This window comes from Pectobacterium sp. PL64 (assembly GCF_022477975.1).
Classification (GTDB): Bacteria; Pseudomonadota; Gammaproteobacteria; order Enterobacterales; family Enterobacteriaceae; genus Pectobacterium; species Pectobacterium jejuense.
The window spans coordinates 4,462,543-4,476,724 of the sequence record NZ_CP092070.1; the positions used below are offsets into that span (position 1 = coordinate 4,462,543).

Annotated in this window: 14 protein-coding genes and 1 pseudogene; 14 read left to right on the forward strand and 1 reads right to left on the reverse strand. The window is 50.5% G+C overall.

What is annotated here, in order from left to right:
• Positions 1-3: 3 nt before the first annotated feature.
• Positions 4-1,482, forward strand: coding sequence for an ATPase RavA stimulator ViaA (gene viaA, locus HP572_RS20060; RefSeq protein ID WP_240584138.1), 1,479 nt, complete (start codon positions 4-6; stop codon positions 1,480-1,482).
• Here the strand turns inward: viaA and asnA are convergent.
• Positions 1,479-2,471 carry an aspartate--ammonia ligase gene (asnA, locus tag HP572_RS20065; RefSeq protein WP_240584139.1) on the reverse strand — a complete coding sequence of 331 codons (993 nt, stop codon included), beginning with the start codon at positions 2,469-2,471 and terminating at the stop codon, positions 1,479-1,481. The two genes, viaA and asnA, sit on opposite strands and share 4 nt — an antisense overlap.
• 152 nt (positions 2,472-2,623) lie before the next feature.
• On the opposite strand from asnA, the gene asnC reads away from it, so the two are divergent.
• The 13 genes and pseudogenes from asnC to HP572_RS20130 all read left to right on the forward strand — a co-directional run bounded on the left by asnC (position 2,624) and on the right by HP572_RS20130 (position 14,142).
• The gene (gene asnC / locus HP572_RS20070) at positions 2,624-3,085 is read left to right on the forward strand and encodes a transcriptional regulator AsnC (protein ID WP_010300103.1); all 462 of its coding nucleotides are present in this window, start codon (positions 2,624-2,626) and stop codon (positions 3,083-3,085) included.
• Between the two features lie 89 nt (positions 3,086-3,174).
• The gene (gene mioC, locus HP572_RS20075; protein ID WP_010300101.1) at positions 3,175-3,618 is read left to right on the forward strand and encodes an FMN-binding protein MioC; all 444 of its coding nucleotides are present in this window, start codon (positions 3,175-3,177) and stop codon (positions 3,616-3,618) included.
• Positions 3,619-4,008: 390 nt separating this feature from the next.
• Complete coding sequence (gene mnmG / locus HP572_RS20080; protein ID WP_240584140.1) at positions 4,009-5,898, forward strand: tRNA uridine-5-carboxymethylaminomethyl(34) synthesis enzyme MnmG; 1,890 nt, start codon at positions 4,009-4,011, stop codon at positions 5,896-5,898.
• An 82-nt stretch (positions 5,899-5,980) separates the two neighbouring features.
• Positions 5,981-6,601: a 16S rRNA (guanine(527)-N(7))-methyltransferase RsmG gene (gene rsmG, locus HP572_RS20085; RefSeq protein ID WP_010681468.1), complete on the forward strand. Its 621-nt coding sequence runs from the start codon at positions 5,981-5,983 to the stop codon at positions 6,599-6,601.
• A 623-nt stretch (positions 6,602-7,224) separates the two neighbouring features.
• Positions 7,225-7,609: pseudogene (atpI, locus tag HP572_RS20090) on the forward strand (F0F1 ATP synthase subunit I).
• Between the two features lie 22 nt (positions 7,610-7,631).
• Complete coding sequence (atpB, locus tag HP572_RS20095; protein ID WP_039487786.1) at positions 7,632-8,432, forward strand: F0F1 ATP synthase subunit A; 801 nt, start codon at positions 7,632-7,634, stop codon at positions 8,430-8,432.
• 49 nt (positions 8,433-8,481) lie between these two features.
• The gene (gene atpE / locus HP572_RS20100; RefSeq protein ID WP_005976545.1) at positions 8,482-8,721 is read left to right on the forward strand and encodes a F0F1 ATP synthase subunit C; all 240 of its coding nucleotides are present in this window, start codon (positions 8,482-8,484) and stop codon (positions 8,719-8,721) included.
• Between the two features lie 63 nt (positions 8,722-8,784).
• Complete coding sequence (atpF, locus tag HP572_RS20105; RefSeq protein ID WP_010681466.1) at positions 8,785-9,255, forward strand: F0F1 ATP synthase subunit B; 471 nt, start codon at positions 8,785-8,787, stop codon at positions 9,253-9,255.
• Positions 9,256-9,269: 14 nt separating this feature from the next.
• Positions 9,270-9,803, forward strand: coding sequence for a F0F1 ATP synthase subunit delta (atpH, locus tag HP572_RS20110; RefSeq protein WP_039498322.1), 534 nt, complete (start codon positions 9,270-9,272; stop codon positions 9,801-9,803).
• Between the two features lie 12 nt (positions 9,804-9,815).
• Positions 9,816-11,357: a F0F1 ATP synthase subunit alpha gene (gene atpA, locus HP572_RS20115; protein ID WP_005976551.1), complete on the forward strand. Its 1,542-nt coding sequence runs from the start codon at positions 9,816-9,818 to the stop codon at positions 11,355-11,357.
• Between the two features lie 52 nt (positions 11,358-11,409).
• Entirely contained in the window at positions 11,410-12,273 is an 864-nt protein-coding gene (atpG, locus tag HP572_RS20120; RefSeq protein ID WP_005976554.1) for a F0F1 ATP synthase subunit gamma, read from the forward strand.
• 47 nt (positions 12,274-12,320) lie between these two features.
• Positions 12,321-13,703, forward strand: coding sequence for a F0F1 ATP synthase subunit beta (gene atpD, locus HP572_RS20125; protein WP_039317443.1), 1,383 nt, complete (start codon positions 12,321-12,323; stop codon positions 13,701-13,703).
• Between the two features lie 19 nt (positions 13,704-13,722).
• Positions 13,723-14,142 (forward strand): F0F1 ATP synthase subunit epsilon, encoded by a 420-nt coding sequence (locus tag HP572_RS20130; protein WP_010300077.1) that lies wholly within the window; start codon positions 13,723-13,725, stop codon positions 14,140-14,142.
• Positions 14,143-14,182: the final 40 nt, after the last annotated feature.

Consider the following 14,182-nt stretch of genomic DNA (forward strand, 5'->3'; position numbering starts at 1 on the left):
CCGATGATCACGCTGGAATCACTGGAAATGCTGCTGTCTATCGATGAAAACGAGCTGTTAGACGATCTTGTCGTCACACTGCTGGCGACGCCTCAGCTCGCTTTCTTCTTTGAAAAGTATCCCAGCCTGAAGTCCGCGTTACTTAACGACCTGCCTCACTGGAAAGAAACCTTAAAACAGCGCCTGCGTGCCACACAGGTACCGCCGGAGCTGGAAAAAGAATTTAGCTGCTACCAGCGTTCACAATCGATCGACAATCAGACTTTTCAGACACGCCTGCCTGCGATTATGGATACGCTGAACAACGTGGAATCCCCCTTTCTGACGCAGGCCTCACAGCTCATGGCCTCTCCAGAGCGAACCTTAGGGCAGAAGATCACAAGCGGGCTTCACGCGCTCTTTCTTCAGCGCTGGCGGCTAAGTCTCACTCTGCAAACCGTTTCACTGCATCAGCAGTTGATGGATCAGGAGCGGGAAATTCTGCTGGATGAACTGCAACAACGCCTGACCCTCAGCGGCAAACTCGAACCTATTCTGGCTGAAAACGAAAATGCGGCCGGTCGGCTCTGGGATCTCAGCGCCGCGCAGCGTATTCACACCGATCCCCGTCCGTTACTGGATTTCGGCGCTTTCCTGCAACGCCAGCCTGCATTACAAAAACTGGCGGAACGCCTGGGTCGCAGCCGCGAAACCAAATCCATCCTCACGCAGGAAGCACCGAAAGAAGCCTTCCGGGTCAGAGTACGGGAACCCGCCACCGTGCCTGAGCAGGTGAGCGGCGTGCATCAGAGCGATGACATTTTGCGTTTGATGCCGACGGAGTTGGTCACGCTGGGTATTAGCGAACTGGAATATGAATTCTATCGTCGCCTGCTTGAACATCGGCTGCTGACCTATCGCTTACAGGGGGAGAGCTGGCGCGAGAAAATCACCGAGCGCCCCGTGGTCCATCAGCAAAACGAACAGCAGCCGCGTGGCCCCTTTATCGTCTGCGTCGATACGTCAGGTTCGATGGGCGGCTTTAATGAACGCTGCGCCAAAGCCTTCTGTCTGGCGCTGATGCGCATCGCGCTCGCCGACAACCGCCGTTGCTACATCATGCTATTTTCTACCGGCGTGGTGAAATATGAACTCACGTCTGCGGACGGCTTAGAGCAGTCGATACGTTTTCTCAGCCAGTCCTTCCGCGGCGGCACAGATATGAGCGCCTGTCTGTCAGCATTGTTAGATAAGATGGATGACGCACTCTGGCATGATGCCGATGCGGTGGTGATTTCGGATTTTATCGCCCAGCGGTTGCCGGATGAGGTGGTAAATAAGGTGAAAAGCCGTCAGAAGCAGCTACAGCATCGTTTCCATGCTGTAGCGATGTCCGATCATGGCAAACCCGGCATCATGCATATCTTTGACCATATCTGGCGCTTTGATACCGGGTTAAAAAGCCGCTTAATGCGCCGTTGGCAGCACGGCAAGGCTTATTAAAGCAGGCCGGAAACTGACTCACGCAGCGACTGTGGCCACACACCGCACTGAACCTGACCAATGTGCGGTAATTGCAGCAACAGCATGACCAGGCGAGACTGACCAATTCCCCCACCGATCGTTTGCGGCATTTCACCGCGCAGCAGCGCCTGATGCCATTCCAGTTTCAGACGTTCTTCATCCTGCGTCAGCGCCAACTGGCGTGTTAAGGCTTCCGCATCGACACGGATGCCCATGGATGAAATCTCAAATGCATCGTTCAGAACCGGGTTCCACACGACGATATCGCCGTTCAGACCCGCCAGTTCCTGCTCGCCCGGCGTCGTCCAGTCATCATAATCCGGCGCACGCACATCATGAGAGTGTCCGCTGGACAGCTTACCGCCAATCCCAATCAGGAAGACGGCACCCAGTTCTTTAGCGATAGCACGTTCACGCCCTTTGGCATCCAGATCGGGATAGCGCTGCAGCAACGTTTCAGTATGCACAAAATGAATCTGCTCTGGCAGGAAAGGCTGAATGCCAAACGCCTGATGTACTGCGGCTTCCGTCGCTTTAATGCCCTGATAAATACGCGTCACTGTCGATTTCAGATATTCCACATGACGCTCGCCATCCCCCATCACGCGCTCCCAGTCCCACTGATCGACATAGACCGAGTGGATCGGGCTCAGACGATCTTCGTCCGGGCGCAGTGCCTTCATGTGGGTATAGATGCCTTCGCCGAAGCTAAAATCATACGCACCCAGCGTTTTACGTTTCCATTTCGCCAGGGAGTGCACCACTTCAAATGTGGCATCTGGCAGGGCTTTAACCTTAACCTGCACCGCTTTTTCGGTACCGGACAAGTTATCCTGCGTACCGTCGCCGATACGGCTGAGAATTGGTGCCTGGACTTCAATCAATCCCAAAAGCTGCTCCAGCTGGCTGGAGAAGAAAGACTTAACGAAGCTGATTTGCTGTTGTTTTTCGATGTACTGCTTTTTCATTGCCGCGTCTCTTATTCATCGTATTTAGTTATTCATTAAGCAATAAAAACTGCCAGTCATTCAATAATCTTATGGATAAATTGCACTTGTGCTTTTAATCCGTCATTTTAGAGCGGTATAAAATCATTATTCGCTAAAATAGGGGGCTCAAAGTGGCAGAAATTTATCAGATCGATAATCTCGATCGCGGCATTCTTTCCGCCTTAATGGAAAATGCGCGCACGCCTTATGCCGAACTGGCAAAACAGTTTTCTGTCAGTCCAGGGACGATCCACGTTCGGGTAGAAAAAATGAAGCAGGCGGGCATCATTGTCGGCACGCGTCTGGATGTGAATCCCAAACAGCTGGGCTATGACGTATGCTGTTTTATCGGCATCATTCTGAAAAGTGCCAAAGATTACCCCTCTGCGCTGGAGAAGCTGAACAATCTGGAAGAAGTGGTCGAGGCCTACTACACCACCGGGCATTACAGCATCTTTATTAAGGTCATGTGCCGCTCGATCGAGGCGCTGCAACATGTGCTTATCAACAAGATCCAAACAATTGATGAAATTCAGTCCACTGAAACGCTAATCTCCCTGCAAAACCCCATCATGCGGACGATCGCGCCGTAATGCTTTTTTCCTATACCCATATTATCCACAGGTAGATCCCAGCCAGATCACAGCGTACAATGTCCCGTCTTTTATCGGATGGGATCGCTATGGCAGACATTACCTTAATCAGTGGCAGTACCCTTGGCAGTGCCGAATATGTTGCAGAGCATTTGGCTGAACTGCTGGAGAAGGATGATTTTTCCACTGAAATTCTGCATGGCCCTACGCTTGATGCACTGCCTGAAAGCGGTATATGGCTGGTGGTGACGTCTACGCACGGCGCAGGGGAATTCCCTGACAACCTGAAAGCGCTGTTTGAACAGCTGGAACAGCAAAAGCCCGATCTTTCTCAGGTTAGTTTCGGTGCGGTGGGGATCGGTAGTAAAGAGTACGACACGTTCTGTGGCGCGATCCAAACAGCGGATCGTGTGCTCGCTCAATTAGGGGCCAAACGGATCGGTGAAATCCTCGAGATCGACATCACTCAGCATCAGATTCCAGAAGATCCAGCAGAAGAATGGCTAGGATCGTGGGTTAATTTACTCAAATAAGATGAAATATTCGGCAGTTGAATGTGGATAACTATGCTTAATTCAGGTGTAAAAGCCGTAGTTATCCCAATAACAACCCAAGTATGTTTTTTGTCCTGTGCATAAACCCGCATTAAGATCCCAGCTTATACTGTCCAGGATCACCGATCATTCACAGGTAAGGATCAACGCCATTCTCTTGATCTTTAATATGAATAATCACTTATCCACACAACATGACGATCCTAATAAGAGATCTAATAAAGAGATCTTTAAATAAAAAGATCTTTCTTTAATTAACGAGGATCCAACGGACTTGGTCGTTGGCTCAAAGTTGAGTAGAATCCCCATCCCAGGGCAAATAACGATCGTTCGCCACTCATCATTCGCGATAATGCGAGGAGCAGTACCATGTTTTATCCAGATCCATTTGACGTCATCGTGATCGGTGGCGGTCATGCCGGAACAGAAGCCGCTATGGCCTCTGCCCGAATGGGCCAACAGACGCTTTTGCTCACACACAATATTGATACGCTGGGACAAATGTCTTGTAACCCGGCGATTGGCGGTATTGGAAAAGGTCATCTGGTTAAAGAGATCGATGCCATGGGAGGCTTGATGGCGCGTGCCGTCGATCAGGCAGGTATACAGTTTAGGATACTAAACAGCAGCAAAGGCCCGGCAGTCAGAGCGACGCGCGCACAAGCGGATCGCGTGCTCTATCGTCAGGCGGTTCGCACCGCACTGGAGAATCAGCCAAACCTGACGATCTTCCAGCAGGCTGTTGACGATCTGATCGTGGAAAACGATCGCGTCGTCGGGGCTGTTACCCAGATGGGACTAAAATTCCGTGCAAAAGCCGTGGTGTTGACGGTAGGCACTTTCCTTGATGGCAAAATTCATATCGGGCTGGATAACTACAGCGGTGGCCGTGCAGGCGACCCGCCTTCCATTCCGTTAGCACGTCGCCTGCGTGAACTGCCTCTGCGCGTCAACCGCCTGAAAACCGGTACTCCGCCACGTATTGATGCCAGAACGATCGATTTTAGCGTGCTGGCTCAACAGCACGGTGACAACCCGATGCCGGTTTTCTCATTCCTGGGTAATGCGAGCCAGCATCCGGCGCAAATGCCGTGCTACATCACGCATACCAATGAGAAGACCCACGATGTGATCCGTAATAATCTGGATCGCAGCCCGATGTATGCCGGGATCATCGAAGGGATCGGCCCACGCTATTGCCCGTCGATCGAAGATAAAGTCATGCGCTTTGCCGATCGAAATACGCATCAGATCTTTCTTGAACCGGAAGGGCTGACCAGCAACGAAATTTATCCTAACGGGATCTCAACCAGTTTGCCGTTTGACGTCCAGTGGCAGATTGTTCGCTCAATGGCTGGGATGGAGAATGCGCGCATTGTTCGTCCTGGCTATGCGATTGAGTACGATTTCTTCGATCCTCGCGATCTGAAACCTACGCTGGAAAACAAATTTGTTCATGGTCTGTTCTTCGCCGGACAGATCAACGGAACAACAGGTTATGAAGAAGCGGCCGCACAGGGCATGCTGGCTGGGCTGAATGCGGCTCGACTGGCTGCCGATAAAGAAGGCTGGTCACCACGTCGCGATCAAGCTTATCTCGGCGTGTTGGTTGACGATCTCTGTACGCTGGGGACGAAAGAACCCTACCGTATGTTTACCTCACGCGCTGAATATCGTCTGATGCTGCGCGAAGATAACGCCGATCTGCGTTTGACTGAAATGGGTCGTGAGCTGGGAATGGTCGACGATCATCGCTGGGCACGTTTCAACGAGAAGCTCGAGAGTATTGAAAAAGAGCGTCAGCGCCTGCGCGACATTCATGTTCATCCACAATCTGAGCAGCTAGACCAGATCAACTCACTGCTAAAGACACCGCTGTCCCGTGAAGCGAACGGTGAAGAGCTGCTGCGTCGTCCGGAAGTGGATTACGTTCAGCTTACTACGCTACCGCTGTTTGCCCCGGGATTAACCGACGAGCAGGCTGCCGAACAGGTTGAAATTCAGGTCAAATACGAAGGATATATTGCTCGCCAGCAGGATGAAATCGAGAAACAGCAGCGTAATGAAAATGCACTGCTGCCTGCAGATCTGGATTACAAACAGGTGAGTGGATTGTCCAATGAGGTGATTGCCAAGCTGAACGATCATAAACCTTCGTCGATCGGCCAGGCTTCACGGATTTCTGGCATTACGCCTGCGGCGATCTCCATTCTGCTGATCTGGCTTAAAAAACAGGGTCTGCTGCGTCGTAGCGCCTGATTTAAGGTAAACTTATCCCCTAAATAGCCGGTCCTCCGGCTATTTTTATTACTAACCTCATATTTTTCATCGGGATCTTATTGTGCGCAACACACTCGATAATCTGCTAAACGCGGCCGGTATTGTGATTTCAGATAAGCAAAAAAATCTTCTGATACAGTATGTTGATATGCTGAATAAGTGGAACAAAGCTTACAACCTGACGTCGGTACGCGATCCGCAGCAAATGCTTGTCCGTCATATTATGGATAGCATCGTGGTTGAGCCACATTTACACGGACAGCGTTTTATCGATGTGGGTACCGGCCCTGGATTGCCGGGAATTCCATTGGCAATTGTTCGCCCTGATTCGCATTTCACTTTGCTGGATAGCCTGGGTAAGCGTGTGCGCTTCCTGCGTCAGGTTCAGCATGAACTACAGCTTGAAAACATCACGCCAGTGCAGAGTCGCGTTGAGGCGTTTCCAGCAGAGCCACCTTTTGATGGGGTGATCAGTCGGGCATTTGCCTCTTTGCAGGACATGATTAGCTGGTGCAGCCATCTTCCGGCCAGACCGACAGGGCGGTTTTATGCTCTAAAAGGCGTACTTCCAGAGGATGAATTGTCATCCTTGCCACAAGATGTCCTATTAGATCAGGTTGTTCGCTTATCCGTTCCCGATCTGGAAGGTGAGCGCCATTTGGTTGTGCTTAAACCAAACTAATTTTGTTTTTTATCAAAAAAATTATAACTAAATATTGCATGCCAGGATGCCAGTTCGTCTATCGGTGGCATTGTTCCAGAACGCATCGCGATCACTGAAATTTTACATCTTCGTTTTTTCAGCGTTGTCCTTTTGCTTTCGCACTGAATAATAACGAGCGAAAATAAATCATCGGCATCAAAATTTAGTTATTTTTGTGTTAATTGAGTAAAAAAACGATATCAATAATGTCAATAGGTGGTTGAAACGTTGTTTATTGCGATTTTTGGATAAGTTTTTTATTAACTTATTGAAATTAATTAAAATAAATACGTTTTATTGCTAAGGACAAAAAAAGATACATCCTGTTGTAAATATTCGTAAGCCCTTTTATGTGAGTCATATCACAGATTAGAGGCCTTTAGAAATTAATGACACCAGGCATGAGTCGTGAGGATTGTTAGTAAAAACGAGGCTTCAGAAAGAAATTTAAATAATTGTTCACCTTTTCGCTACTTATCGATTGAATTCGCAGGTGTGACCCGTATAATTTGCTCGTTTTTTGCTGCTTGACTCAGTGGTGTAAAGGCAGTTTTATACGTCATTCGGTATACCTCTGAAAAGGTACGGAGAGAGCAAACGTCATGCCTGTATCCCTTTACAGCGGAAAAGTAGCCTTAAGGCTGCTGTTGTTACAGTTAGTGACTTTTGCTTTGTTGAGTGCTGCTTTCAGCCTCAATAGCGTCAACGCTGCTGCTTCTGCATTAGGTGGAGGATTGGCAGCCTGGTTACCGAATGTGTTGTTTGTGCTGTTTGCCTTGCGTCATCAGTCACACAAGCCTGCTGATGGGCGTGTGGCCTGGTCATTCGCGATTGGCGAGGCGCTTAAGGTATTTATCACCATTGCACTGTTAGTGGTGGCGTTAGGCGTGTTTAAAGCGGCATTCTTTCCGCTTGGCCTGACTTATTTATCGGTGCTGGTTATGCAGATCGTGGCCACCGGCCGTAATTAATCGTTGCCGTAATTAACAACAAAAGGGTAAGAGACATCATGGCTGCTGGAGAAATCTCTACTCCGCAAGAGTATATCGGTCACCACTTGCAGCATTTGCAGGTCGGGACGGGTTTTTGGTCGATCAACGTCGATTCGATGTTTTTCTCCATCGCTCTTGGGGTCCTCTTTCTGGTTATCTTTCACCGCGTAGCGAAACGTGCGACCAGCGGTGTGCCAGGTAAGCTGCAAACGGCTGTCGAACTGATTATCGGTTTCGTTGATGGCACCGTGCGCGATATGTTCCATGGCAAAAGCAAACTGATTGCTCCTCTGGCGCTGACCATTTTCGTCTGGGTTTTCCTGATGAACCTGATGGACCTGCTGCCTATCGATCTGTTGCCGCAAGCCTGGGCGGGCATCTATAGCCTGTTGGGATACGATCCGGCGCATGCTTATCTGCGTGCTGTGCCGACAGCCGACGTGAACATCACGCTGTCGATGGCGCTTGGGGTGTTTGTTCTGGTTCTGTTCTACAGCATCAAAATGAAGGGTCTCGGTGGTTTTGTTAAAGAACTGACCATGCAGCCGTTCAACCATCCAGTATTTATTCCTATCAACCTGATTCTTGAAGGTGTCAGCCTGCTGTCCAAACCTATTTCTTTAGGCTTGCGACTGTTTGGCAATATGTATGCGGGTGAGTTGATCTTCATCCTGATTGCCGGTCTGTTGCCGTGGTGGTCACAATGGCTGTTAAATGTGCCTTGGGCTATTTTCCACATTTTGATTATTACGCTTCAGGCTTTTATTTTCATGGTTCTGACGGTTGTTTATCTCTCGATGGCATCTGAAGAGCATTGATTTTCTTTCAACAAATAACGTTTTTAACTGAAACAAACTGGAGACTGTCATGGAAAACCTGAGTGTGGATCTGCTGTACATGGCTGCCGCGTTAATGATGGGTTTGGCGGCAATCGGTGCTGCGATCGGTATCGGCATTCTGGGTGGTAAATTCTTGGAAGGTGCTGCTCGTCAGCCTGACCTGATTCCTTTACTGCGTACACAGTTCTTTATCGTCATGGGTCTGGTTGACGCCATCCCGATGATCGCTGTTGGTCTGGGGCTGTATGTGATGTTTGCGGTGGCCTAAGCAGAATGTTTTCTGCTGAGGTTAAAACATCAACTTATTTAACTTTGAAAGAGGCATTGTGCTGTGAATATTAATGCAACAATCCTCGGCCAGGCCATTGCGTTCGTCCTGTTTGTCTGGTTCTGCATGAAGTATGTATGGCCGCCGATGATGGCAGCCATCGAGAAACGTCAGAAAGAAATTGCTGACGGTCTGGCTTCTGCTGAACGTGCCAAAAAAGATTTGAACTTGGCTCAGGCCAATGCGACAGATCAACTGAAGAAAGCCAAAGCGGATGCTCAGGTTATCATCGAGCAGGCGAACAAACGCCGTGCTCAGATCCTGGATGAGGCGAAAGCTGAAGCGGAAGCTGAACGTAACAAGATTGTGGCGCAGGCGCAGGCTGAAATCGAAGCCGAACGTAAACGTGCTCGTGAAGAGCTGCGTAAGCAAGTTGCCGTATTGGCGATTGCCGGTGCCGAGAAAATTATTGAACGTTCCGTGGATGAAGCTGCTAACAGCGACATCGTTGATAAACTGGTCGCTGAACTGTAAGGAGGGAGGGGCTGATGTCTGAATTTGTCACGGTAGCTCGCCCCTACGCCAAAGCAGCTTTTGACTTTGCGGTTGAGAATCAGGCCTTGGATCGCTGGCAGAACATGCTGGCGTTTTCGGCCGAAGTGGCGCGCAATGAGCAAATTGCCGAGTTGCTTTCTGGTGCGGTTGCACCGATTGAGCTGGCGAAAACATTTATTGCCGTTTGTGGTGATCAACTTGATGAAGCCGGTCAGAACCTGATTAAGGTTATGGCCGAAAACGGACGTTTACCAGTGCTTCCTGAAGTACTGGAACAATTTATTCAACTGCGGGCAACTCTGGAATCGACGGTTGACGTCGATGTGATTTCTGCCAGCACGTTGAGTGAGCAGCAGCAATCAAAGATCGCTGCCGCTATGGAAAAACGTCTGTCACGCAAAGTGAAGCTGAATTGCAAAATTGATAAGTCTGTCATGGCCGGCGTGGTTATCCGCGCGGGCGATATGGTGATAGATGGCAGCATTCGCGGTCGTCTGGAACGTCTGGCAGACGTCTTGCAGTCTTAAGGGGACTGGAGCATGCAACTGAATTCCACCGAAATCAGCGAACTGATCAAGCAGCGCATTGCTCAGTTCAATGTGGTGAGCGAAGCTCACAATGAAGGTACTATTGTTTCCGTCAGTGACGGAATCATCCGCGTCCACGGTCTGGCAGACGTGATGCAGGGAGAGATGATCTCTCTGCCGGGTAACCGTTATGCGATCGCACTGAACCTGGAGCGCGACTCCGTTGGTGCGGTAGTCATGGGTCCGTATGCGGATCTGGCTGAAGGCATGAAAGTAAAATGCACCGGCCGTATTCTTGAAGTTCCAGTTGGCCGCGGCCTGCTGGGTCGTGTGGTCAACACGCTGGGCGCACCGATTGACGGTAAAGGCGCACTGGATCACGACGGTTTCTCTGCGGTTGAAGCGATTGCGCCTGGCGTTATCGAACGTCAGTCCGTTGATGAGCCGGTACAAACGGGCTATAAGTCCGTTGACGCCATGATTCCAATCGGTCGTGGTCAGCGTGAGCTGATTATCGGTGACCGTCAGACGGGTAAAACTGCTCTGGCCATCGACGCCATCATCAACCAGCGTGATTCCGGCATCAAATGTGTGTACGTCGCTATCGGCCAGAAAGCTTCCACGATTTCTAACGTGGTACGTAAACTGGAAGAGCACGGCGCACTGGAAAACACCATTGTTGTTGTTGCTACCGCGTCTGAGTCTGCTGCTCTGCAATATCTGGCACCGTATGCCGGCTGTGCGATGGGCGAATACTTCCGTGACCGCGGTGAAGATGCGCTGATTATTTATGATGACCTGTCTAAACAGGCCGTTGCTTATCGTCAGATTTCTCTGCTGCTCCGTCGTCCGCCAGGTCGTGAAGCTTATCCTGGTGACGTTTTCTATCTCCACTCCCGTTTGCTGGAGCGTGCATCGCGCGTTAACGCCGATTACGTTGAAGCATTCACCAAGGGTGAAGTGAAAGGGAAAACCGGTTCGTTGACCGCACTGCCGATCATCGAAACGCAAGCGGGTGACGTTTCTGCGTTCGTTCCGACCAACGTAATTTCTATTACCGATGGTCAGATCTTCCTGGAATCCAACCTGTTTAACGCCGGTATTCGTCCTGCGGTTAACCCAGGGATCTCCGTATCCCGTGTGGGTGGTGCAGCACAGACCAAGATCATGAAGAAACTGTCCGGTGGTATTCGTACCGCTCTGGCACAGTACCGTGAACTGGCAGCATTCTCTCAGTTCGCTTCCGATCTTGATGATGCAACCCGTAAGCAGTTGAGCCACGGTCAGAAAGTGACCGAGCTGCTGAAACAGAAACAGTATGCGCCGATGTCTGTCGCACAGCAGTCTCTGGTTCTGTTTGCGGCAGAACGTGGTTATCTGGAAGATGTTGAGCTGTCGAAAGTCGGTAGCTTTGAAGCGGCACTGTTGGCTTATGCTGACCGTGAGCATGGCGAACTTCTGCAACAAATCGACCAGACTGGCGCTTATAACGATGAGATCGAGGGCAAGTTTAAAGGCATCCTCGATACTTTTAAGGCAACCCAGTCCTGGTAATGCCCAGTGGCCTGCTGTAAAGCAGGCCGCAAGGCTTTGAGGAGAAGCAAAGATGGCCGGCGCAAAAGAGATACGTAGTAAGATCGCAAGCGTCCAAAATACGCAGAAGATCACCAAAGCAATGGAAATGGTCGCCGCTTCCAAAATGCGTAAATCGCAGGATCGTATGGCGGCCAGCCGTCCTTATGCGGAAACCATACGCAATGTGATTGGTCACCTTGCGTTAGGAAATCTGGAATATAAACACCCGTACCTGGAAGAACGCGACGTTAAGCGCGTTGGGTATCTGGTGGTGTCTACTGACCGTGGCCTGTGCGGTGGTTTGAACATTAACCTGTTCAAGAAACTGCTGGCTGATATGAAATCCTGGAGCGACAAAGGCGTTGAAACTGATTTAGCGCTGATTGGTTCCAAAGCGGTTTCTTTCTTCGGTTCGGTAGGCGGAAACATTGTTGCTCAGGTTACCGGTATGGGGGATAACCCTTCCGTATCAGAATTGATCGGCCCGGTTAAAGTTATGCTGCAAGCCTATGACGAAGGTCGTCTGGACAAGCTGTATATCGTAAGCAACAAGTTTATTAATACCATGTCTCAGGAACCGCTTGTTGTTCAAGTGTTACCGTTACCGCCTTCGGATGACGGTGAGTTGAAGAAGAAAGCCTGGGATTACCTGTATGAACCCGATCCTAAGTCGCTGCTGGATACCCTGCTGCGCCGTTATGTAGAATCTCAGGTTTATCAGGGCGTCGTAGAAAATCTGGCTAGTGAGCAGGCCGCGCGAATGGTTGCGATGAAAGCCGCGACCGATAACGGCGGTAGCCTGATCAAAGAGCTGCAGTTGGTATACAACAAAGCTCGTCAGGCCAGCATCACCCAGGAACTCACCGAAATCGTCGGGGGAGCCTCCGCGGTTTAAAGCAGGTTTACGAATTACGTATTGTCGAATTACGTAGAGGATTCAAGATGGCTACTGGAAAGATTATCCAGGTAATCGGCGCCGTGGTGGACGTCGAGTTCCCGCAAGATGCCGTACCGAAGGTGTACGATGCGCTTGAGGTAGAGAACGGCGCTGAAAAACTGGTGCTGGAAGTGCAGCAGCAGTTGGGCGGCGGCATTGTTCGTTGTATCGCAATGGGTTCTTCTGACGGCCTGCGTCGCGGGTTGAACGTGAATAACCTGGACCACCCGATCGAAGTACCGGTAGGTAAAGCAACGCTGGGTCGTATCATGAACGTATTGGGTGACCCAATCGACATGAAAGGCGACATCGGTGAAGAAGAGCGTTGGGCTATCCACCGTTCAGCTCCGAGCTATGAAGAGCTGTCAAACTCACAGGAACTGCTGGAAACCGGCATCAAGGTTATCGACCTGATGTGTCCGTTTGCCAAGGGCGGTAAAGTGGGTCTGTTCGGTGGTGCGGGCGTAGGTAAAACCGTAAACATGATGGAGCTGATCCGTAACATCGCGATCGAGCACTCCGGTTACTCCGTGTTTGCGGGCGTAGGTGAGCGTACCCGTGAAGGTAACGACTTCTACCACGAAATGACCGACTCCAACGTAATCGATAAAGTATCACTGGTGTATGGCCAGATGAACGAGCCGCCGGGTAACCGTCTGCGCGTAGCATTGACCGGTCTGACCATGGCGGAAAAATTCCGTGATGAAGGCCGTGACGTATTGCTGTTCGTCGATAATATCTACCGTTATACCCTGGCCGGTACGGAAGTATCCGCACTGCTGGGTCGTATGCCTTCTGCGGTAGGTTATCAGCCGACGCTGGCGGAAGAGATGGGCGTTCTGCAAGAACGTATCACCTCAACCAAAACCGGTTCTATCACCTCCGTTCAGGCCGTTTACGTTCCTGCGGATGACTTGACTGACCCGTCACCAGCCACCACCTTTGCTCACTTGGATGCAACCGTGGTACTGAGCCGTCAGATCGCTTCTCTGGGTATCTACCCGGCCGTTGACCCGCTGGATTCCACCAGCCGTCAGCTGGATCCACTGGTTGTTGGTCAGGAACACTATGATGTTGCTCGTGGCGTGCAGTCTATTCTGCAACGTTACCAGGAACTGAAAGACATCATCGCGATTCTGGGTATGGACGAGCTGTCTGAAGAAGACAAGCTGGTGGTATCCCGTGCGCGTAAGATTCAGCGCTTCCTGTCTCAGCCGTTCTTCGTAGCGGAAGTATTTACCGGTTCTCCGGGCAAATACGTTTCCCTGAAAGACACTATCCGTGGCTTTAAAGGGATTATGGAAGGCGAATACGACCACCTGCCAGAGCAGGCGTTCTACATGGTTGGTTCCATTGAAGAAGTCGTGGAAAAAGCCAAGAAACTGTAACGCCTTGTAGGAGGGTGACATGGCTATGACTTACCATCTGGATGTCGTGAGTGCAGAACAGCAAATGTTCTCCGGTCTGGTGCAGAAGATCCAGGTAACGGGGAGCGAAGGCGAACTGGGTATTTATCCGGGACATGCCCCTCTGCTCACTGCCATTAAGCCGGGTATGATTCGTATCGTTAAGCAGCACGGTGAGGAAGAGTATATCTATCTTTCTGGCGGCGTCCTTGAGGTGCAGCCGAATATTGTCACCGTACTGTCTGATACCGCTATCCGTGGGCAGGATCTGGATGAAGCACGTGCGCTGGAAGCGAAACGCAAAGCTGAAGATCATATCCGCAATTCGCATGGCGATGTGGATTATGCTCAGGCTTCCGCAGAGCTGACTAAAGCGATTGCGAAGCTGCGTGTTATCGAGCTGACCAGAAAAGCGATGTAACAGATAAGCTTGCAATAATTAAAGGCCAGTCAGTTCACAC